This is a genomic window from Massilia sp. Masssp93, from assembly GCF_059491295.1.
The window spans coordinates 1,556,409-1,576,882 of record NZ_CP168502.1 but is presented as its reverse complement, the minus strand read 5'-3'; the positions used below and the strand labels follow the sequence as shown (position 1 = coordinate 1,576,882).

Below are 20,474 nucleotides of genomic sequence, written 5' to 3'. Positions count from 1 at the left end.
GGCGCGCAATCTGCCGCACCGTCCGTGACGTGGAATGCCAGCACACGGTCGCCTCAACCGACGGGCTCCGGGCTATGACGTGCTAACGGGATAAGCCTTCACCAGACTCGATGTCGGTGCATCGGCGCCGGTATGTCGATGCCGGTATGTCGATGCCGGTATGTCGATGCCGGTATGTCGATGCCAGCGTGCGCAACGCCAAGAGGTTCAGCGGACGTATTCTCCGCCGCGTCGTCCGGCCCCGGCGCCCGGCGCCCGGCGCTCGGCGCCGGGCAAACGTATCGCGAAGACGCCGAGGCAGCAGCGGCACTTCCATTCACCCTGCGGCGAAGCCGATCTGCCCCGTCGCCGTGAATTTGGTATAGGCGCCGTAAGCACCCAGGCGCGGCGCCATGTCGTTGAACAGCACGCCCTGGGGTGATATCCCCGCGTGGTTCAGGCGCTTGATCGATTCGTTGATCTCGGACTCGTTCGTACGGCCCGAGCGGGCCACGATGAAGACGGCGCCGGCGTGACCGCCGATGATCAGGGCGTCGGCCACGTCGAGCAGCGGCGGTGGGTCGAGCAGAACGAGGTCGTAGTGGGTCGCGACCTGTTGCAGCAGGCCGCCGAAATTCAGGTGCAGCAGGAACTCGGAGCGATTCGGCGGCAGTTCGCCCGTCGGGATGAAGTCGAGGTTTTCGACGACGTCGTGGTGGATCACCTCGTCGATCGACGACTGGCCCAGGATGGCGCGAGAGAGGCCGCGCTCGCGGCTCATGCCGAAATAACGGTGGAGCTGGCCGTTGCGCAGGTCGGAGTCGATCAACAGCACGCGCTTGCCGCTGGCCGCCATCACGGCGGCGAAGTTCGCGGACACGAACGACTTGCCGAGGCCCCGCGTGGGCCCGGCGAACATCACGATATTGCTCTGGAAGTGAGGCATGGAAAACTGCAGCGCGGCGCGGAAGCTGCGCAGGCTTTCGATGGCGGCATCTTCGGGAATGATCTGGGCCAGCAGCGGCAGCGCGCCGCCGTCGCTCCTCGCCTTGCGCATCAGCTTGTCCTGATTATTGCTGTGTGGGATCGTCGCATAGACGACGCGCGCGCGCAGCAGGCGCTCGATGGCTTGCGGATCGTCGATCCCGCCCATCATGGCCTTGCGCGTAAATGCGATCAGGGTGCCGAGGAACAGCCCCGTGACGACGGCCAGCGCCACGATCAGCGGACGGTTCGGCTTGATCGGCTTTTCGGGTGCGATCGGCGCATCGACCATGCGCACGTTGCTGACCCGCCCCACGGAGATCAGGCGCAGCTGCTGAGCCGTGTTCGACAGGGCCGTGTAGAGATCGGTGTTGACCTTGATGTCGCGCGTCAGGCGCGCTTCATCCTGTTCGAGCACGGGCAAGTCCTTGATGCGGGCATTGACCTGGTCGATCTCCGTGTCGACTTCCTTGAGCTGGCGGTTGATCGCGGCGACGATCGGGTGGTCTTCCGTGAAGCGTGCCATCAGCTCCGTCTTCTTCTGGATGAGGTCCATGCGCCGCCCCCGGGCCGCGGCGGCCTGCGTCAGGCTCATGCGCGCTTCCTCCTGCAGGTCGACCGTGTTGTGGGCGTTGCGGAACTGGTTGTAGCGGTCTTCCGCCTGCTCCAGCTGGCGCTTGAGGATGGGCAGTTGCTGATTGAGGAACGCCAGCGACTTTTCCGCTTCCTCGGTCTTGCGCGCGAGGTTCTGCCGCATATACTCGCGCCCGATCTCGCTCAGCACGGCATACGTGCGGCGCGCATTCTCGCCCTGCAGCTTGACCTCGATGATGCCCGACTGCTTGCCCTGCTCGGTGATCACGAGCGCGTTCTGGATCGCCTCGATCATCGCGAAGCGCGACATGCGGCGCAGGCGAAACCGGCCGCCGGGATCCGCCGACAGGCGGTCGACCTTCAGCTCGATCAGGCCCTCCGGCGTCGGCACGCGGTAGCGCAGTCCGACTTCGCCTTCGAACACGATGCGCTGGCCGCCGCCGGAAAACCGGTAGCGGTCCTGGCCGAGCGCCGTCAGCGTGAACTCGCGCCCCAGCCAGGCTTCCGGCACTTCGAACAGCGACACCTCGGCCCGTTCGCTGCCCCAGACATAGCCGCCGTAGCCGAACAGGCCCGGCTTCGACAATGCGTTGCCGTTCTGGTTGGCGAACCAGAACCCGGCGATGGGGAAGTACTTGGGCCGCACGTCGATGTACAGCTGCAGGTTGTCAACCGCGCGCGACACGACCATGCGCGACCGCAGCAGCTCCATCTCGGCGATCGCCGCCTTCTTGGTTTCGAACAGCGAGGACGCTTCGGAGAGGATGTTCTTCGACGCGTTCGGGCTCTCTTCCTCGACGTGGATCATGAGGTTGGCCTCGAACACGGGCTTGGCGACGAGCGCGTACAACACGGCCATCAGGGTGATGAACGCGGTGATGCCGCCGATCAGCCAGCGGCTGTCGTACAGCGTGTTCAGGTAACCCTTGAGATCGAACGCAGGGTCCTCGCGCGGCGCGTCGACGGCACGCGGATCGAACGGCACGCTGATGATCGGCGGACGGGGAACGAGGGGCGACAGGGCATGCGACTCACCAGTGGTACTCATGGGATTGCTCCGTAGATCGGCATATGCGGGCGCATGCGGAATCAGGGCCGGTTGGCCGCATTCACCGCCGAGCTCAGCGCGCCCGGGAACAGGAGGCTCAGGTTGCGGTTCCAGTTGGCCAGCGGCGTCGCGGCGACGTACACGATGTCCTTCGGCTGCAGTTCGAAGGCTTCGGCCATCGCCAGCGATCCGGCCACGCGTGCGTCGAGCTGGAACACGCGCGTGCGCTGCGGCGTCTTGCGCACCACGTAGACCTGGCGCGCATCGCCGCTCAGGGGACTGATGCCGCCGCTCTCGCCCAGCGCTTCGTTAAGGGTCAGCCGGCCGTCGTGCATGGTCAGCGCCTTGGGCGTCACGACTTCGCCCGAGACGAACACCTTGCTTTCGTCGCGCGAGTGCACCCGCACCACGTCGCCCGGCGCGAGCATGACCAGGCCCGGATTGATGTTCTTCTGGACCAGGTCGCGCAGGTTGATGGCGTAATGCGTCTTGCCGCGCTCCAGCTCGATGCGGCTCTGGTCGGCCGTGGGCAGCAGGCCGCCCGCGCGGTTGATGGCTTCGACGAGCGTCATCGGGATGTCGTTGATGGCCTGCAGGCCGGGCGACTTGACCTCGCCGTCGATGTACACGCGCTTGCTGCGGTAGGCCTGCACGCGCAGCGTCACGTTCGGATTGGCGAGGTATTTGGCGAGGCGCGTCGTCAGCAGCGCGCGCGCCTGTTCCTCGGTGAGGCCCTGGACGGTCAACAGGCCGGCCAGCGGAAACTGGATGCGGCCCTGGTGATCGACGACGAAGCCCTGCGGCGCCGCATTCGCGTTCGCGGCCGCGGCGGCGGTCGCGGCCGGATCGGCGTTGGCCGCCGTGACGAGACCGCCGGTCAGTTCGGGGTGGTCCCACACGACGATGGCCAGGATGTCGCCGCTGCCGATCGCATAGGGCGGCGGGTTCGGCACCAGCAGGCGTTCGAGGTCTTCGTTGGCCCGGACCTGGTGCTGCTGGTGTTCCGCCGAGATCAGCCGTTCGGTGATCATCTCGGTGGGCGGCGCCGGCTCGTCCGCGCCGGCATGGTCCTGCGAGCGGAACTGGATGCCCGACGCGCAGCCGGCGAGCAGGCCGGCGTACAGCCATGGCAGGGCCACGGCGGAAAGCAAGCCCGCGGCCCGTCTTAGAAATTGCGTAATGGAAGCATGCATGGTTGCCTGTCGAAATGAGCTGCCAACCTCTGGCAATCAGAGTCAGGGTAAGCCGCTCAACCGACAGGACTTTGGCGCACGTCAAGCACCACGCATAGGTCAACCGCGGGCGCGTGCGGCCGTCAGCGCATCTCTTCCAGCAGCCGCAGGATGCCGGCGAAGCGCCACACGCGCCGCAGTTCGATCACGTCGTAGTTCGCCGCGACGTTCGGTGGAAACGCCGAATAGCGCGCGTTCAGCCGCACGACGCGGCGCACGAATTCGTCGATGTCCGCGCGGCCGCTCGAGCGCAGGATGATCACGTCCTCGACGCTGCCGTCGCTGCGGATCGCCACGCTGACGATCGGGTCGGTGCGCACCACGTCGGCCGACAGCTGGGCTTCGCTCAGGACCGCGTTGCGCTCGATCTTCTGGCGCACGCTGTCGATGTACATGCGCAGCGGAATGTCGTGGCGCGCGGCCTCCGCGAGCGCGCGCCGCACCGTGCGCGCCGCATCCTCGGCCGGCCGCACGGCCTGCGGCACGGGTTTCAATATATCGATGCCGCGCATCATTTCGCGTGCACGCGAGGCCAGGTCGCTGCCCAGTGCGGCGCGCGGGAGCGTGCCGTTGCCCCGCCCCGCGCCGTCGCTGCCGTCCGCGCCCGCGCGTGCCGGAGCGGGCGCGGGCGACGCGGCAGCGCCCCCGGCATCGGACAGATCATGCGCAGGGTCACGGCGCGCCTGCTCCTGCGCGAGCCGGGCGTTTTCTTCGGCTTGGCGGCGTGCGGCCTGATCCGCTTGCTGCGCACGCTCCTGGCGCAACCGCTCGTCCGCAAGCTGGCGGGCGCGCTCCTGTTCCGCCAACTGCTGCGCACGCGCCTGCTCGGCCTGCTGCGTGCGCATCTGCTCCGCCAACTGCTGCGCCCGTTCCTGCTCCGCCTGCCGGATACGGCGCTGCTCGGCCAACTGCTGCGCACGTGCCTGTTCGTCCTGTCGCATCCGTTGCTGTTCAGCGAGCTGCTGCGCGCGCTCCTGCTCGGCCTGCTCGACGCGGCGTTGCTCGGCCAGCTGTTGCGCACGTTCCTGTTCCGCCTGCTCGGCGCGTTGCTGCTCGGCCAGGCGCCGTTCTTCCTCCTGCCGTGCGCGGGCCTGCGCTTCCTCGGCCGCGTGCTGATCGGCCAGCGCCGCTTCATATTGCGCGGACTGGTCCGCAAGTCGCTGCCGCTGCAGCTCGGCCTCGGCGCGCAGATTGTCCTCGGCTTCGGTGCGCAGACGGGCTTCGTCCGCCTCGCGCCGGCGCTCCCGTTCGCGCTCGCGTTCATCGGCCAGGCGGGCGCGCTCGGCCCGCGCGGTGTCCTCGTCCTGTGCATCGGCCAGCGCGGGCTTGTCGGCCTCGGCCGTCGGCTCGGTGCGAGCCAGCGGGTCCGGCATCGGATCGGGTTCCACGGCCGGCAGCGGCACGTCGAATGTGTTGTCCTGATGCGTTTCCTGCGCGATCACGCGCGCGTGCAGGCCGTCGGCCAGGCGCGTCGCCGGCGGTTTGCGGCGGCGCTGTGCGACCCGCCGCGGCGGGGGCGCGGGTGTGGGCGCCGGCGCCGCTGGCGATGGCGCCGGCGCGACCGGATCGACCAGCCTGAATCCGCGCCGGAGCGCGTCCGGCCGCGGCTGCGGCAACGGCAACGGCGTCGGCCCCCCTTGCGGTGCCGGCACGGCCGCAACCGGTGCCGGCGGCATTACGGGCGGCGGCGCGGACGGCACGGCGGCGACGACAGGTGCAGGCGTCAACCGGATCGCGATCGGCCCGCCCGGCCCTGGCCGCAATCCGGGAATGCCGAACTGCAAGGACAATACGAGGCCGTGCAGCAGCAGGGAGACCAGCACGCCCATCGCCAGCCGGCGCGCGGATGCGTCCAGGGTCGAGGCGGATCGTACCGCGGTGGCGTTGGGCATGCGGGTCGTGTGGGTCGGGAATAAAGGCGGAATGTTGCCTGATTGATAGCACAGCTTACACGCGACAGTAAAGGGGGCGCGCACAAATGGGGGCGCGCACGGTTCGGAACGCTGTTTGTAATCCCGGCTACAATGATTTCGACGGGTCAGCAGCCAGGGGTTCGCATGTCACCAGGATTTATTTTCGCTACGGGTATCGAAAACAGCATTCCGACAATCGATAACGGTCGGGTACGAATGGACGAGATGGAGAAGTGCGGCCATTACACGCATTGGCGCACGGACTTCGATCTGGTGCAGGAGCTCGGACTGAAAGTCCTGCGCTACGGACCGCCGCTGCACAAGACCTGGCTCGGTCCCAAGCGCTATGATTGGGAATTCGCTGACCTGTCGCTCAACGACCTCCGCCAGCGTAACATCGCCTCGATCATCGACCTGTGCCACTTCGGCGTGCCCGACTGGATCGGAAACTTCCAGAACCCGGATTTTCCCGAATTGTTCGCCGATTATGCAGGCACGTTCGCGCGGCGCTATCCGTGGCTGCAGTTGTATACGCCGATCAACGAGATGTCGATCTGCGCCCTCTTTTCCGCCTTGTACGGCTGGTGGAACGAGCAGATGACGACGGACCGCGCCTACGTCACCGCGACAAAGAACCTCGTCAAGGCAAATATCCTGGCCATGCACGCGATCCTGCAGGTGCGGCCGGATGCCTTGTTCATCCAGAGCGAATCGACCGAATACTTTCATGCCGAAAGCCCGTCCGCCATCGGCCCCGCCGAGTTGTACAACGCGCGCCGCTTCCTGTCGCTGGACTTGAATTACGGCCGTCGCGTGGATTCCGAAATGTATGAATACATGATGGACAACGGGATGACGCGCGAGGAGTATCACTTTTTCCTGAATAATAATCTGAAGCACCACTGCATCATGGGCAACGATTATTACCAGACCAACGAGCATTACGTGTCGGCGGATGGATTGACGCGCGCGGCGGGTGAAATCTTCGGCTATGCCGTCATCACGCACCAGTACTACAACCGATACCGGCTCCCCGTGATGCACACGGAAACGAATCTGTGCGAAGGACCGCGCGGCGACGAGGCCGTGCACTGGCTGCGCAAGGAATGGGCCAACGTCCTGCGCGTGCGTAACAATGGCGTGCCGCTCGTCGGCTTCACGTGGTATTCGCTGACGGACCAGGTCGACTGGGATACGGCCTTGCGCGAGAACAACGGCAACGTCAACGCACTGGGCTTGTTCGACCTCGATCGCAAGATCCGGCCCGTCGGCATCGCCTACAAGGAACTCGTGCGTGCCTGGATGGAAGTGCTGCCGACGCAGAGCGTCTGCCTGCAAGTGCCGATCGTGATGCCGCACGAATTCCAGCGCCACGTACCGCCACCCAGCGGCTGGCCGTTCGACGATAACGCGACCATGGCGCCGCGCACCGAAGAGCGCGAATAAGCGGCGGGTTGACAGACGTTCGACGCTGATCGGCGCCGTACCGTTTCAAGCATATGAACGTCGGTGTTCACGGGAAGAACGTTCTGCCGGCGGACGAGTGCAGTCGACATCGCCAGGCAATCGCGTATGTGATACCCCTGCCCCCGCGTCAGCGGGCGATGTCGTCGGCAATGCCGATGAACGGATTTCAACGCGGCGCTAGACGAATGCTTCACGCAAGATTTATCGCCTAAGCCAGCAATCAAAAGACCATTGAAAGTCCATCAAGCGGTCCAACCACTCGATCGCGACATTCCGCGCTCCTCGATTACACCAACACATACATCGGCCGGGTCCGGGTTCGGCATCGATGCGTAATCTGTTCACCGATGGCCTGCGGCATTCGTCCTATCGAGATACGTGCATGCGCATTTAAACGCCGGGGCAGGATTCACCGAAATGGCGAACCACTCCCGACCGGCACACTACGATAAAAACATGTCGGCATCGAGCCCACGCCCATGATTCGCATACCGGTTCCATGCGCTGCGGAACAAGCCGGTCCAGCGCAAGGATTCCCTGGTTCGCACATGAAGCCGCTGCCCTCGGGGGCGCGGCGCCCGCTACGCGCAACTGTAATTGAGCTGTAATAGATCTCCCCCTCGGACGGACGAATCACCCGCGCAAGAAAAAAGCCGATGGCAATTCACCACAATCATTGACATTGATCAAAACTGGTTCGCCTATGAAGCGTTAGTAAATGACCGATATTACGAAAACAGGCATTATCCACCCTGCGCCTTTTGGTATTCCGAATTTATAGCGCTAACAACCAAACCCCGCAGACAAGTGCGAATATTTCTTTCGTCAATAGAAAAATTAAATATCGAGAAATATTAATTTTGCAAAGGAAATAAACCAACGGACTCAAATAAATATTTTACAAATTGTGAAACTTCGAGAGTTTTTTTAGTCAGCATCAGACATAATATTGATGCCGGCTCACCGGCGAATCATATGATATAAAGGGAAATTCAGGAGCGCGAATTGGACGACGCAATGACAAGCACCTACGGCACCGCCATCCTCCTTGAGAACGCATTTCCATATCTCGAAGGTTGGCGCGGTATCACGACGCGGGATACCAAAAGGACTGCATCATTTCCCCGGCTGCAGTCCGCACACGCGACTTTGCAGTTGGCGCCTTCTCGTGACACCACTATCTAACGCGACAACGGTGGCGTACTACGATTCCGCGAATGTCGCATAAGAATACTGCGGCCGTGTTCGAAATATGACCACCCTTTGACAGGGAATGAGATTACATGACCAAAACATCTGCTAATCAACTCGCCTTGATAAACACCTTCGTCCAGATCGTCTCCGCGGGCAGTTTTTCCCGTGCCGCGCAACAGCTCAATACCAGCCAGCCGACGGTCAGCCGCCAACTCCGCATGCTGGAGGCACATCTGGGCATCAAGTTACTCAACCGCAACACGCGCGGCATCAGCCTGTCCGAAGCCGGTCGCCGCTATTACGAATATTCCCGCATCATGTCCGAAGAGCTGGACAGATTCGAAAGCGAATTGCGGGGCGAAACCGACCTGCCCTGCGGCTTGCTGCGGGTTGTCGTTCCAAGTGGTTTTGGTCAATCCCGGCTGATCGAAGTCGCCGCCCAGTATTTGAAGGCAAACCCGGCCATCCGGCTGGAATGGAAGATAAGCGACGCGCCGGCCCGATTTGTCGATGATGCCGTCGACTGCGCCATTCAGGTCGATACGATAAAAGACGAATTGGTCGTTGCCCGCAAATTGGGCGAGGTGAACAAGATCATCGTCGCCGCACCTGCGCTTCTGTCGCGCTACGGCGGTATCTGCAAGCCGGAGGATTTGTCCAGATTACCGTGGGTGACACTGCCGAACCATCACTGCGGTTCGATCCAGCTGCGGGATCAATGGGGCAATTCCCGCAAACTGGATATTTCGCCAAGTTTCATGGCCGACAGCGTGCCGGTTGCCCGCCAGGCTGCGTTGCAGAAAATAGGGGCGGCCCTGATCTCGAGTTGCGCGGTCGCCGAGGACATTGCGGCAGGCACGCTGGTGCATGTGCTGCCCGATTGGTCCGGATTACCGGTATCTATTTATCTTACCTATCCCAAATCGCAGCACTATCCGCTCAAGTTCCGCAAATTCGTCGACCTGATCAAATCGCTGTCGCCGCAGTTTTTCAGTCCCGTTGAGCCGGTGGCGTTCACTTCCCGCATGGCCGGCGCGGCAAATCAGCCTTTGCACAGGCCCGCCGCCTGATCGAGCCCGCCGTTCGGGGCGGTACGCGCCACCTATGGTATGGCGCATACCGCCCCGTGTCGTGACGCGCTGCAGCCGTATCAGCGGATTCCAGCCGACAGCGACGCGGATGCAGGCATCTGTTGCGGCCATCCACCTGCGAGTTCCTTGAACAAGGCCACCGCCGCGACCGCGCTGCGGGTCCGTCCTTCGGCAAACGCATCCTGCGCCCGCAACTGCTCACGCTCGGCGTCGAGCACTTCATAGACACCGATGGTGCCGGCTCGCAGTTGCTCACGTGCGATTTCGACCGCATGGCTGCTGGCAGACGCGGCTTGCTCGAGGTGCTCGTCCTCGCTGCGCGTGCGCGCGTAGCGGATCAGGGCATTTTCGGTATCCTCCAGCGCCAGCAACACCGTTTGCTGGTACGTCGACAGCAGGCCGGCAGCGGCGGCATCGCTCGCCGCGATACGTGCACGCACACGACCCGCATCGAGAAACGACCAATCGACGTTCAGACCCAGCAGACTGGTTTCCCGCTGGTTCGTGAACAGGTCGCCGGAACGGAAGGCGAACGTGCCGAGCATCCCCGAGAGTCTGACATGAGGAAACAGATCCGCGCTCGCGACGCCGATCCGCGCGGTGGCCGCGTGCAGGCGCTGCTCTGCCGCCGCGATGTCCGGGCGGCGGCGCAGCACGATGGCGGGCGTTTCAGGATCGACCGCCGGGGGCAATGCAGGCAGCGCGGCGGGAACGTCGAGCTCGGCGATCAGGGCCTCGGGCGGACGGCCGGTCAATACCGCGAGACGGTGTTCGTCGACGGCAATGCGCGCCTCCAGCGCGAACACGCGCGACGTGGCCGACTCGAGCTGCGCACGCGCGCGCGCAACATCGAAATCGGAACTGCGGCCGGCCTCCATCCGCGCGCTGATGATACGCAATGTTTCACGTTGCTTATCGATGCTTTCGCGCGCCACCCGCAGGCGCTCCTGCGTACCTCGCAAATCCATATAGGCGCTGGCGACCTGCCCCACGATGATCACCTGCAAGGCTTTCAGATCCTCGGCGAGGGCGGCAGTCTCGGCGCGATGCGCCTCGACATCGCGCCGCACTTTACCGAACACGTCCAGCTCCCAGCCGGCATTGACGCTGGCGCCATGGACGTCGTTGCTGCGCTGAAAGCCGTACGCCTGGTCCACGCTCAGTTTTTGATGACCCGTGTTGGCGTTCACGTTCACGGTGGGGTAATAACCGGACTTAGCTTCACGCAATAGCGCTGTCTCACTGTCATACCTGGCCAAGGCAACGCGGAGGTCGTTGTTGGCAGACAGCGCCTGCTCGACCAGGCTGGTCAGTTGCGTATCGCGGAAAGCCTGCCAGAACTCGGCATTGACCATCGGTGCAGCCCGGGTGCTGCCGGCCTCGGCACGAGCAAAGTGTTCGATCGCCGGCGCCGCCGGCTGGCGATAATCCGGACCGGCCGCGCAAGCGGCGAGGAGCACGGCCGGCAGCGCCAGTACGCTTTGTCTCAGCTTATTCATGTTCTAATTCCTTCAAGACGCTTCCCGTTGCGATGATCGGAGCGGCGCCGACCATCCTCGCGCCGAAAGTCCGCAGCGCAACATAAAACACCGGCGTCAGGAACAGGCCGAACATGGTCACGCCCAACATCCCGGCAAAGACCGTCACCCCGGTGGCCTGACGCACCTCGCTGCCGGCACCGTGGCCAAACAGCAGGGGCACCGACCCGGCGATGAAGGCCGCGGACGTCATGATGATCGGGCGCAGGCGCAGCCGGCAGGCTTCCAGCGCGGCCTCGACGATACCCTTGCCCTGGAGCTCCAGTTCGCGCGCGAACTCGACGATCAGGATGGCGTTCTTGCACGCCAACCCCATCAGTACGACCAGGCCGACCTGCACGAAGACATTGTTGTCGCCACCCGCCAACCGGACGCCGAGCAGCGCCGAACACATGCACACGGGAACCATCAGGATCACCGACAGCGGCAGCGTCCAGCTTTCATAGAGCGATGCCAGCACCAGGAAGGCCAGTATCACCGAGAGCGAAAACACGACGATCGCGGCATTGCTCTGATTCATTTGCTGGTAGCTGATGTCGGTCCACTCCAGCGTAATCCCGGGCGGCAGTACCTTCTGGGCGATCTCGGTCAGTTTGGCGGTGGCCTGCACGGACGAAAACACCTTCGGGTCGGCATCACCGATCAGGTCCGCGGCGGGATAGCCGTTGTAGCGCATCACCGGGTCGGGTCCGTAGGTCGGCACGACCGTCGCCATGGAGCCGATCGGCACCATCTCGCCCCGTGCATTGCGCGTGCGCAGGCTGGTAATGTCCGTCGCCTGCACGCGATGCGCCGAGTCGGCCTGGGCGATTACGCGGTAGACACGACCGAACATATTGAAGTCGTTGATATAGGTCGAGCCGAGGTAGGTCTGCATCGTCCCGAACAAGTCGGTCAGTGCAACGCCTTGTGCCTTGGCCTTGTCGCGATCGACCTTGACCTCGAATTGCGGAATGTTGGCCTGATACGAACTGACCGGAAAGGTCATGCCGGGCGTTTGCGCCACCGCCGCCTGGAAGTCGGTCAGCGCCTTCTGCAATGCGCCGTAGCCCAACCCTGCGCGATCCTCCAGATACAGCGAGTAGCCCGAGCCGTTGCCCAGTCCCTGGATCGGTGGCGGCAGCAAGGCATAGGCGAAGCCGCCCTTGATGGCGGAAAACTTTTCATTGAGTTCCGCATTGATCTCCGCCGCGCTGCGGCTGCGCTGGTCGAACGGCTTCAGGATGACGTACGACGCCGTGAGGTTGGGCGTATTCACCGTCTGCAGGGCGTTGAGCCCGGCGTAGCCCGACACCATGTCGACCCCCTCCACCTTGCGCGCGGCTTCGATCATCTTGCGCGTCACGTCTTCCGTGCGCGTGAGCGAAGCGCCTTCGGGCAGCTTGGCGCCGGCGAACAGATAGAGCTTGTCCTGGGTCGGGATGAAGCCGCCGGGTATGGCACGGAACAGGAACCCGGTGGCGATCAGCAGGCCGGCATAGATGACGAACACCTTGCCGCGATGGCCCAGGGCACGGGCCACGCCCTTTTGATAGCGGTCGGCATCGCGCTGGAACATCCGGTTGAACGGGCGGAACACCCATCCGCAGCTGCGGTCGATCAGGCGCGACAGGGCGTCGCCCGGCGCGTTGTGCGCCTTGAGCAGCTTGGCCGCGAGCGCCGGCGACAAGGTCAGCGAGTTGATCGCGGAAATCACGGTCGAGATGGCGATGGTGACGGCGAACTGCTTGTAGAACTGGCCGGTGACGCCGCCAAGGAACGCCATGGGCACGAACACGGCGCAGAGCACCAGCGCGATCGCGATGATCGGTCCCGACACCTCGCGCATCGCCTGGTGGGCCGCCGCGCGCGGCGTGAGGCCTTGCGCGATGTTGCGTTCGACGTTTTCCACCACCACGATCGCATCGTCGACCACGATGCCGATCGCCAATACGAGGCCGAAGAGGGTCAGCGTATTGATCGAGTAGCCGAGCAGATAGAGCACGCCGAACGTGCCCACCACCGACACGGGCACCGAGACGAGCGGAATGATCGACGCCCGCCAGGTCTGCAGGAACAGGATCACCACCAGGACCACCAGCAACACCGCCTCGATCAGGGTGTGCTGGACGGCGCGGATCGATTCGCGCACGAAGACGGTCGGGTCCCAGATCACGTGATACGAGATACTCGGCGGAAAGTTGGCCGACAATTCATGCAGCTTGGCGTACACCGCGTCGGCGACCGACAACGCATTGGCGCCCGGCGACAGGAAGATGCCGATCGTCGAGCCGTTCTCGCTGTTCTGGAAGACCCGCATCGTGTAGTCGCCGGCGCCGAGCGACACGCGCGCCACGTCGGACAGGTGCACGATCTGCCCGTCCGCGCCGCTCTTCAGCACGATATTGCCGAACTCCTTTTCGCTGCGCAGCCGTCCGCGCACATTGATGGGGACCAGGAAATCGGTACCCTTCGGCGACGGCTCGGCCCCCAGCTGGCCGGCCGACACCTGCACGTTCTGTTCGCGTACCGCCTTGACCACGTCAGACGTGGTCAGGCCGTGAGAGGCCAGCTTGTCCGGATTGAGCCAGAGCCGCATGGCGTAATCGCCCGAACCTTGCAGGCCAGCATCGCCGACGCCCGGCAGGCGGGTCATTTCGTCCTTGATGTGCAGGGTCAGGTAGTTCCGCAGATACAGCGGGTCGTAGCGGTTGTCGGGCGAGTAGAGGCTGACGTACATCAGCGGCGTCGGCGACTGCTTTTGGGTGGTGACACCATACTGGCGCACCTCGTCGGGCAGGCGCGTCAACGCCTGGCTCACCCGATTCTGCACGCGCACGGCCGCGGTATCGGGGTCGATGCCCGGCTGGAAGGTCACCACGACACGCAGCCCGCCATCGGAACTGGCCACCGACTTCATGTACATGATGCCTTCGACGCCGTTGATCGCCTCCTCCAGCGGCGTCGCCACCGACTCGGCGATCTCCTGTGGATTGGCGCCCGGATAGGCCGCCCGCACGACCACGCTGGGCGGCACTACCTCCGGGTACTCGGCGACCGGCAACAACGGGATGGCGATCGCGCCGGCGGCAAAGATGATGATCGACAGCACGATAGCGAATATCGGCCGGTCGATGAAGAACTTGGAAAAATCCATTGAGCTGCCCTTCATTTTGCGTCCGCCAGCTGCGCCACCGGTGCGCCCATGGCGACGACGGTCGGCTTGACCGGCGCGCCGGGATAGAAGACCCTCTGCAGGCCGTCGACGATGACGAAATCCTTGGTGCTCAGGCCCGACTCGACCACCCGCAGCCCGTGGTTGACGGCGCCCAGTTTCACCTCCCTGCGCTCGGCCTTGTCGCCCGCGCCGAGCACGTAGACATACTTGCGGTCCTGGTCGGTCAATACCGCCTTGTCGTCGATCAGGGACGCCTCGGACGGCGCCAGGCCGGCGAACTGGACGTGCGCGTACAGGCCCGGCGTGAGCTGGTGATCGGGGTTTTGCAACACCGCGCGCATGTGGTTCGTGCCGGTGGAAGGATCGACGCGGTTATCGAGAAACTTCAGGCGGCCCTGGTGCGGGAAGCCCTGCTCGTTGATCAGTCCGACCCGCACGGACAGCGCGTCTTTCGACCCTCGCCGCGCCTTGGCCAGATAGCGCAGGTAATTCTCTTCGTCGGGATAGAAGTCCACGTAGACCGGATCCTGCGACACCACCGTGGTGAGCACCGTCTGGTTGGCCATCGCCAGATTGCCGACCGTCAGCATGGCGTGGCTGACACGCCCCGAGACCGGCGCCCGCACCTCGGAGAATTGCAGGTCGAGTTTCGCCGCCTCGACGGCGGCCCTGGCGGCGATGACGTCGGCCCGGCTCTGCTCGTACTCGGCCTTGGTCCGTTCGGCCTCTTCCTGAGACGTGGCATTCTTCTTGAACAAGGCACTACTGCGCTGCGCCTGCTTCTCCGCCAGCACCGCGCCGGCTTGCGCCCGTTCCAGGCGCGCCGTCGCGATGTCGAGTGCGGCGCGGTAGGGGCGCGGGTCGATGACGAACAGCAGGTCCCCCTTGTGCACCTCGCCGCCTTCGTCGAAGGCAATGCGCTCCACATAGCCGGTGACCCTGGGCCTGATCTCGACCGCATCGACGGCGCTGATGCGGCCGTTGAATTCGTCCCACTGCTGTATCGGTTTGGACAAGACCTTGGCCACGCTGACGGCCGCCGCCGGCGCGGCGCCGCCGGCGGCCTTTTGCTCGCCGCAGCCGGCCAGCAGGCACAGCGCCGCCGATGCCATCACGAGCTTGTACGGCATTTCCAATGGTTTCATGGACGCGCCTCCTGATGAATACGATCGGTCATGACGCGTTCGCTTCTGCTTCTGCACTGTTGAGCTCGTGCGCGCCGCCTGCCGCCGGAAAGCCGGCGCTGCGGGCGTTCAGGACAACCAGCAACGCCAGGGTGAGCAGGACCAGCAGCATCCACGGGAAATACATCACGTTGTAGCTGTTCAGCACGATGCCGCCGATGATGCCGCCGCCTGCGATCGCGATATTCCACACGGTCACGACGATGGATTGGGCGATGTCGGCCACGCTGCCGGCGGCCTTGGCCGACGCCGTCTGGAACAGCGTCGCGGTGCCGCCGTAAGCCAGGCCCCAGAGTGCGATGCAACCGTACACGACCATCGGATTCGTGGCCGCCCACAAGCCGAGCATCAACGCTGCCGCGGCGAACAGCACCGTGCTGGCGATCACCAGCTCGCGCAGCCAGCGGTCGATCAGCGCGCCGATGACCCAGATGCCGACGAGCGCGGCGATGCCGAACACGAACAGCACGATGTCGATCTTGTCCGCCATGCCGAGCGGTGACAGGAAAGGCACGATGTAGGTGTACAGGATGTTATGCGCCAGAATGTAGGACAGCGTAACGAACATCACGGGTTTGACGCCCGGCACGGCCATGACTTGCGTGAGCGGCACCCGGCGTCCGGCGGCCTGGCCCGGGAAGCGCGGGAGCGTAAAGGCCATCCAGATCACCAGCAGCAAGGTGAGCACGCTCATCATGCCGAACGTATATTGCCAACCGAGGACCTTGCCCAGGAAGGCGCCGGTCGGACTGCCGATGGTCAGCGCCAGCGGCGTACCCACCATCGCGATGGCAATGGCGCGTCCTTGCTGGTTCGGGGGCACCATGCGCGCGGCGTAGCCGACCACGAGCGACCACAGCAACCCGGCGAAGACGCCGGCAAAGAAGCGCGCGACCAGGGTCACGTCGTAATTGGTCGACAGCGCCGTCACTGTGTTGACGACGGCAAAGCCGCCGACGGCAATCAAGAGCAGCGATTTTCTTCCCCATGTCTGGGTCGCTACCGTCAATGGAATCGCCGCGACGATCGATCCGATCGCGAAGATGCTTACCAGCTGCCCGACCAGCGGCTCCGACACGCCCAGGCTTGCGCCCATTTGCGGCAGCAATGCCGACGGCAGGGTTTCGGTCAGGATCGTGATGAAGATCGATGTTGCCAATGCCAGGAGGCCGCTTAGCGGCAGTCCCGCCTTTTTCACCTTGCTATTCTCGCTTTTCATAATGTCATCCATAGTGGTTGATATCGCCTTGCTAATGCCAGCCGGCACAAGGTATATTGCAGCGGAGACGATGAAAATAGCCGGAAATACAACCTATGCTTGCAGAAACGCATTTTCAGGTAAGCTCCAACGACTTGGAGATCATTCTGGCGACGGTCAGGGCAAGAACCATGAGCGATGCCGGCAAGCGCCTGGGCATCGACGGCTCGACGGTATTCAGGGCCATCCAGCGGCTGGAAAAAGGATTGGGACAGCAGTTGTTCGCGCGCTCGCGCAACGGCTCGCACCCGACCGAGCTGGCGCTGAAGCTGGCGCAGCATGCGGAACGTATCGAGATGGAGCTGGAAGGCGCGCGCACGGCCGTCCAGCAAAGCCAGGACGGACTGGTTTCGGGATTGGTGCGGCTGACCACCACCGACACGGTCTTGCACGGCCTCGTGTTCCCCATGCTGGCGGATCTGGCCGCGGCGCAGCCGTTGCTGCAGTTCGAACTCACCACCGGCAACGATCTCACCAGCCTGGCCAAGCGCGACGCCGACATCGCCCTGCGGGTCACGCGGCAGCCGCCGCATTACCTCATCGGCAAGCATCTCGGCCAGATCCGCTTTGCCTTGTTCGGGCCCCGGCCGGACAAGATGCCCGGCGTCGACACGTCCAATCTGGCGCTGTGCAACTGGGTGGCGCCGGACGATGCCCTGCCCGACCATTCATCCGTGGTGTGGCGCAGACGGGAGTACCCGTCGGTCATGCCGCGGCACAAGGTCAACAGCATGTTGTCCGTCACCACAGCCATCGCTTCCGGCCTCGGCATCGGGCTGATACCGTTGTTCCTGGCGCAGCATCGCGAGGACCTGGTGCAATTGTCGGATCCGATCGACGAATGCGAAACGCAGCTCTGGTTGCTGACTCACGTCGAGTCGCGGCAAATACGCCGGGTGTCGACGGTCTACGCCTATCTGGCCGACCATTTGTCGTTGACGTAGCGGGGAGCGCCACGCTGGCGGGCCGTCACGCCCCCCGGTGCCCGCGATAGCGTTTCTCGCCGCCGGTCACCCGCATGTCCAACGCGTTTTCCGGCGGTGCGATCGGGCAGTTCGCATAAGGGGTGAAGGCGCTGGGCGGGTTATGCGCCTTGTTGAAATCGAGCACCAGTTTGCCGTCCGCGGGCGGCGCGGCATACAGAAAGCGGGCCTTGTCGTAGGTTTCCTCGCCCGACGTCCGGTCGGCGAGGACGAAGAACAGGTCGCCACCTGGTTTCTCCTGGTAAGGCAGCAAGGTATGTGTGCGGCCGTGCAACCGGAACCGGGCCTTGCCGGGCACATCGACCGTACTCACGCTGCCAAGCCGGCGGTTCAGACTGAGCTTGTAAGGGGTGGCGAACGGCACCCAGTCCGCAATCACGCGCCATGCCGGATCGACCGCGAAGTAATCCAGTCCGGCGAACTGCACGCTCCCGGCCGCCTTCTCGTCCTTGACGCGCAACGCCTTGCGGCCATCGCGATGGATCACGAACAGGCTCGCCGTGCCGAAGCTGACGACGGACGGCGCCTTCCCGATGCCGGCATCGTCGAACAGCCTGGCCTCGTGCACGGGACTGCCGTCGATCTTCGCATCGCTGCCGGCCGGCAGCCGGATCCAGACCTCCCCGCTCGCCGTCAGCGTGACGACACCCAGGTGGGCGGGACCGTGTCGGAACACGATATCGTTGTCGGCGGCACTGCCGATCCGGTTGTCGCCAGGCTCCAGCCAGCCGAAGCCCGTCAGGCTCAGCCAGCCGGAAGGCGCCAGCAGATCGGCGAGGCGTTGCGCCTGCCATTGGCTGATCTGTTGCAGGTAGTCTGCCGGCATCGTATCGGGCTCGCGCATATCGGTTCCAATCCTCATTCATGATCGATGCGGCGCCCGGCACCGGCTTGCCGCCGGGCGCCGCCAGGGCGGTCCTAGACCGCAAGCTCCAGGTCGTACTCCTTCATCCAGCGATTGAGCGACAACGTCGCCTCCAGGCTGCCGCGGTTGTACGGATGGCTCACGGCCGCATCGGTCCGTTTCGTCCACGTGCCGGCCTTCTTCAGGTCCAGCAGCGGGCGGGCGGGCGCGTTGCTGTCGGCCAGCAATTCCGCCAATTCGTCGCGCAGCCCGTTTTCGTACCTCGGATCCTGCGTGGCCGGGTACGGCGTCTTGACACGGTTGTAGATCACCTCCGGCAACACCTCCTTGGCGGCAGCGCGCAGCAGGCTCTTCTCGCGCCCATCGGCATTCTTCATGTGCCAGGGCACATTGAAGACGTAGTCCACGAGGCGGTGGTCGCAGAACGGGACACGCACCTCCAGGCCGACCGCCATGCTCATGCGATCGTTGCGGTCGAGCAGCGTCTGCAAGAACCGGGTCAGGTTCAGATAGGTGATCTCGCGCATGCGCCGGTCGACGGCCGACTCGCCCGGCAACACGGGTACCTCTTTCAACGCCTCCAGATAGCGTTCCTTGCGATACGCCTCGATATCGAGCTGGCCGCGCAGGTCCGGATCCAGCAGCCCCAGGCCGCCGAAGTAGCGGGACGAGCCCGGCGTCAACCAGGGGAACGTGTCAGCCTGGATCGCCGCCGGATTATGGAACCACTTGTAGCCGCCGAAGATTTCATCCGCCGCTTCGCCGGACAGCGCTACCGTCGAATGGTTCTTGATCGAGCGGAACAACAGATAGAGCGACGGCCACATGTCGCCCCAATAGACCGACGGCATGTCCAGGGCGCGCAGGACATTGCTGCGAACCGTCTTGTCCAACAACTCGCTACTGTCCAGCAAGACTTCGGTGTGCTCCGCGCCGACGTGCTCGGCCAGCGCCCGCGCGAAGGGGGCATCCGGTGCGCCACGGACGGCATCGACCTCGAAATTCTTCATGTTGTTCTTGAAGTCGACGGAAAACGAGCGGACTTTCCGTGATCCCTGGCTTTGCGCGGCGAATCCCGTGATGGCGGACGAATCCAGGCCGCCGGACAGCAAGGTGCATATCGGCACATCCGCAACCATCTGGCGGCTCACCGCATCGGACAGGATGTCGCGCACCGTGCGCACGGTCGTATCGTAGTCGTCGGTGTGCGGCGCAGCCTGGAGCGACCAGTAGGCGCGCTTCGACAAGCCCTTCCGGCTGAATCGCACGATATGGCCGGGACGGACTTCGAACATGCCGTCATACACCGTCTGCTCGGGCGTCTTGATCATGTCGAAGATCTCGCGCAGCCCGTTCATGGATAAACGCCGGCGCGCGGCGGGATTGGCCAGGATGGCCTTCGGTTCCGAACCGAACAGGATACCCGTGGGCGTCGGATAGTAATACAGCGGCTTCACGCCGATCCGGTCGCGGATCAGCACCAGTTCTTCCGTGCGGCGGTTCCAGATGCCCAGCGCATACATGCCGTTCAGGCGGCTCGTCATGTCCTCGCCCCATTGCAGATACGCCTTCAGCAGGACCTCCGTATCGCTTTCGGTTTCGAACGCATGGCCGGCCGACTGCAGCTCCTTGCGCAGTTCGCGATAATTGTAGATCTCGCCGCAGAACGTCAGCACCGCCTGGGCCATTCCCATCGTCCCGGCTTCCATCGGCTGACGGCCTCCGGACAGATCGATAATCGACAGGCGCCGGTGGCCAATGGCCGCATGCGCGTCGTGCCATATGCCGTCGGCATCCGGTCCGCGGTTCGCCAGCGATTCAGTCATCTGCTTGAGCACATCGACTTTCGTGCTCATGTTCAATTCGAAGTCCACCCAACCGGTAATTCCGCACATATACTTGCTTCCCCAATGTAAAATGTTCGTTTCGACGCTGGCATGCCCGTAGATACCGGCCGACTATTCGAAGCCGGTCCGGCCGTTTCAAT

12 protein-coding genes are annotated in these 20,474 nt (G+C 64.0%); 3 read left to right on the top strand and 9 right to left on the bottom strand.

Features of this window, described 5'->3' with window-relative positions:
- Window positions 1-316 precede the first annotated feature (316 nt).
- The 3 genes from ACEN9Q_RS06735 to ACEN9Q_RS06725 form a co-directional block, all read right to left on the bottom strand.
- Window positions 317-2,605 carry a polysaccharide biosynthesis tyrosine autokinase gene (locus tag ACEN9Q_RS06735; RefSeq protein WP_495627775.1) on the bottom strand — a complete coding sequence of 763 codons (2,289 nt, stop codon included), beginning with the start codon at window positions 2,603-2,605 and terminating at the stop codon, window positions 317-319.
- A gap of 41 nt (window positions 2,606-2,646) precedes the next feature.
- Complete coding sequence (locus ACEN9Q_RS06730) at window positions 2,647-3,744, bottom strand: polysaccharide biosynthesis/export family protein (protein WP_229412486.1); 1,098 nt, start codon at window positions 3,742-3,744, stop codon at window positions 2,647-2,649.
- Window positions 3,745-3,920: 176 nt separating this feature from the next.
- Window positions 3,921-5,729, bottom strand: a complete 1,809-nt coding sequence (locus ACEN9Q_RS06725) for a TonB C-terminal domain-containing protein (RefSeq protein WP_495627774.1) — start codon at window positions 5,727-5,729, stop codon at window positions 3,921-3,923.
- A gap of 237 nt (window positions 5,730-5,966) precedes the next feature.
- Between ACEN9Q_RS06725 and ACEN9Q_RS06720 the strand changes: the two genes are divergently transcribed.
- Both ACEN9Q_RS06720 and ACEN9Q_RS06715 read left to right on the top strand, forming a co-directional pair.
- Window positions 5,967-7,196, top strand: a complete 1,230-nt coding sequence (locus ACEN9Q_RS06720) for a family 1 glycosylhydrolase (protein ID WP_495627773.1) — start codon at window positions 5,967-5,969, stop codon at window positions 7,194-7,196.
- A 1,304-nt stretch (window positions 7,197-8,500) separates the two neighbouring features.
- The gene (locus ACEN9Q_RS06715; protein WP_056435338.1) at window positions 8,501-9,481 is read left to right on the top strand and encodes a LysR family transcriptional regulator; all 981 of its coding nucleotides are present in this window, start codon (window positions 8,501-8,503) and stop codon (window positions 9,479-9,481) included.
- Between the two features lie 80 nt (window positions 9,482-9,561).
- Here ACEN9Q_RS06715 and ACEN9Q_RS06710 read toward each other — a convergent pair whose 3' ends face one another.
- The 4 genes from ACEN9Q_RS06710 to ACEN9Q_RS06695 are packed head-to-tail and all read right to left on the bottom strand — an operon-like array spanning window position 9,562 to window position 16,600.
- Complete coding sequence (locus ACEN9Q_RS06710; protein ID WP_495627772.1) at window positions 9,562-11,001, bottom strand: efflux transporter outer membrane subunit; 1,440 nt, start codon at window positions 10,999-11,001, stop codon at window positions 9,562-9,564.
- The gene (locus ACEN9Q_RS06705; RefSeq protein WP_495627771.1) at window positions 10,994-14,176 is read right to left on the bottom strand and encodes an efflux RND transporter permease subunit; all 3,183 of its coding nucleotides are present in this window, start codon (window positions 14,174-14,176) and stop codon (window positions 10,994-10,996) included. Before ACEN9Q_RS06705 ends, ACEN9Q_RS06710 begins: the two co-directional genes overlap by 8 nt.
- Window positions 14,177-14,187: 11 nt before the next feature.
- Window positions 14,188-15,342, bottom strand: coding sequence for an efflux RND transporter periplasmic adaptor subunit (locus tag ACEN9Q_RS06700; protein ID WP_495627770.1), 1,155 nt, complete (start codon window positions 15,340-15,342; stop codon window positions 14,188-14,190).
- Between the two features lie 28 nt (window positions 15,343-15,370).
- Entirely contained in the window at window positions 15,371-16,600 is a 1,230-nt protein-coding gene (locus ACEN9Q_RS06695; RefSeq protein WP_495627769.1) for an MFS transporter, read from the bottom strand.
- A 95-nt stretch (window positions 16,601-16,695) separates the two neighbouring features.
- Between ACEN9Q_RS06695 and ACEN9Q_RS06690 the strand changes: the two genes are divergently transcribed.
- Window positions 16,696-17,583 carry a LysR family transcriptional regulator gene (locus ACEN9Q_RS06690; protein WP_495627768.1) on the top strand — a complete coding sequence of 296 codons (888 nt, stop codon included), beginning with the start codon at window positions 16,696-16,698 and terminating at the stop codon, window positions 17,581-17,583.
- Between the two features lie 25 nt (window positions 17,584-17,608).
- Here ACEN9Q_RS06690 and ACEN9Q_RS06685 read toward each other — a convergent pair whose 3' ends face one another.
- Window positions 17,609-18,466 carry a DUF1684 domain-containing protein gene (locus ACEN9Q_RS06685; protein ID WP_495627767.1) on the bottom strand — a complete coding sequence of 286 codons (858 nt, stop codon included), beginning with the start codon at window positions 18,464-18,466 and terminating at the stop codon, window positions 17,609-17,611.
- Window positions 18,467-18,540: 74 nt separating this feature from the next.
- Window positions 18,541-20,382, bottom strand: coding sequence for an asparagine synthase (glutamine-hydrolyzing) (gene asnB, locus ACEN9Q_RS06680; protein ID WP_495627766.1), 1,842 nt, complete (start codon window positions 20,380-20,382; stop codon window positions 18,541-18,543).
- Window positions 20,383-20,474: the final 92 nt, after the last annotated feature.

Coding starts and splice junctions, on each gene's coding strand:
- ACEN9Q_RS06735 (WP_495627775.1), bottom strand. CDS start 2,605: ATGAGTACCACTGGTGAGTCGCATGCCCTGTCGCCCCTCGTTCCCCGT.
- ACEN9Q_RS06725 (WP_495627774.1), bottom strand. CDS start 5,729: ATGCCCAACGCCACCGCGGTACGATCCGCCTCGACCCTGGACGCATCC.
- ACEN9Q_RS06720 (WP_495627773.1), top strand. CDS start 5,967: ATGGACGAGATGGAGAAGTGCGGCCATTACACGCATTGGCGCACGGAC.
- ACEN9Q_RS06715 (WP_056435338.1), top strand. CDS start 8,501: ATGACCAAAACATCTGCTAATCAACTCGCCTTGATAAACACCTTCGTC.
- ACEN9Q_RS06710 (WP_495627772.1), bottom strand. CDS start 11,001: ATGAATAAGCTGAGACAAAGCGTACTGGCGCTGCCGGCCGTGCTCCTC.
- ACEN9Q_RS06705 (WP_495627771.1), bottom strand. CDS start 14,176: ATGGATTTTTCCAAGTTCTTCATCGACCGGCCGATATTCGCTATCGTG.
- ACEN9Q_RS06700 (WP_495627770.1), bottom strand. CDS start 15,342: ATGAAACCATTGGAAATGCCGTACAAGCTCGTGATGGCATCGGCGGCG.
- ACEN9Q_RS06695 (WP_495627769.1), bottom strand. CDS start 16,600: ATGAAAAGCGAGAATAGCAAGGTGAAAAAGGCGGGACTGCCGCTAAGC.
- ACEN9Q_RS06690 (WP_495627768.1), top strand. CDS start 16,696: ATGCTTGCAGAAACGCATTTTCAGGTAAGCTCCAACGACTTGGAGATC.
- ACEN9Q_RS06685 (WP_495627767.1), bottom strand. CDS start 18,466: ATGCGCGAGCCCGATACGATGCCGGCAGACTACCTGCAACAGATCAGC.
- asnB (WP_495627766.1), bottom strand. CDS start 20,382: ATGTGCGGAATTACCGGTTGGGTGGACTTCGAATTGAACATGAGCACG.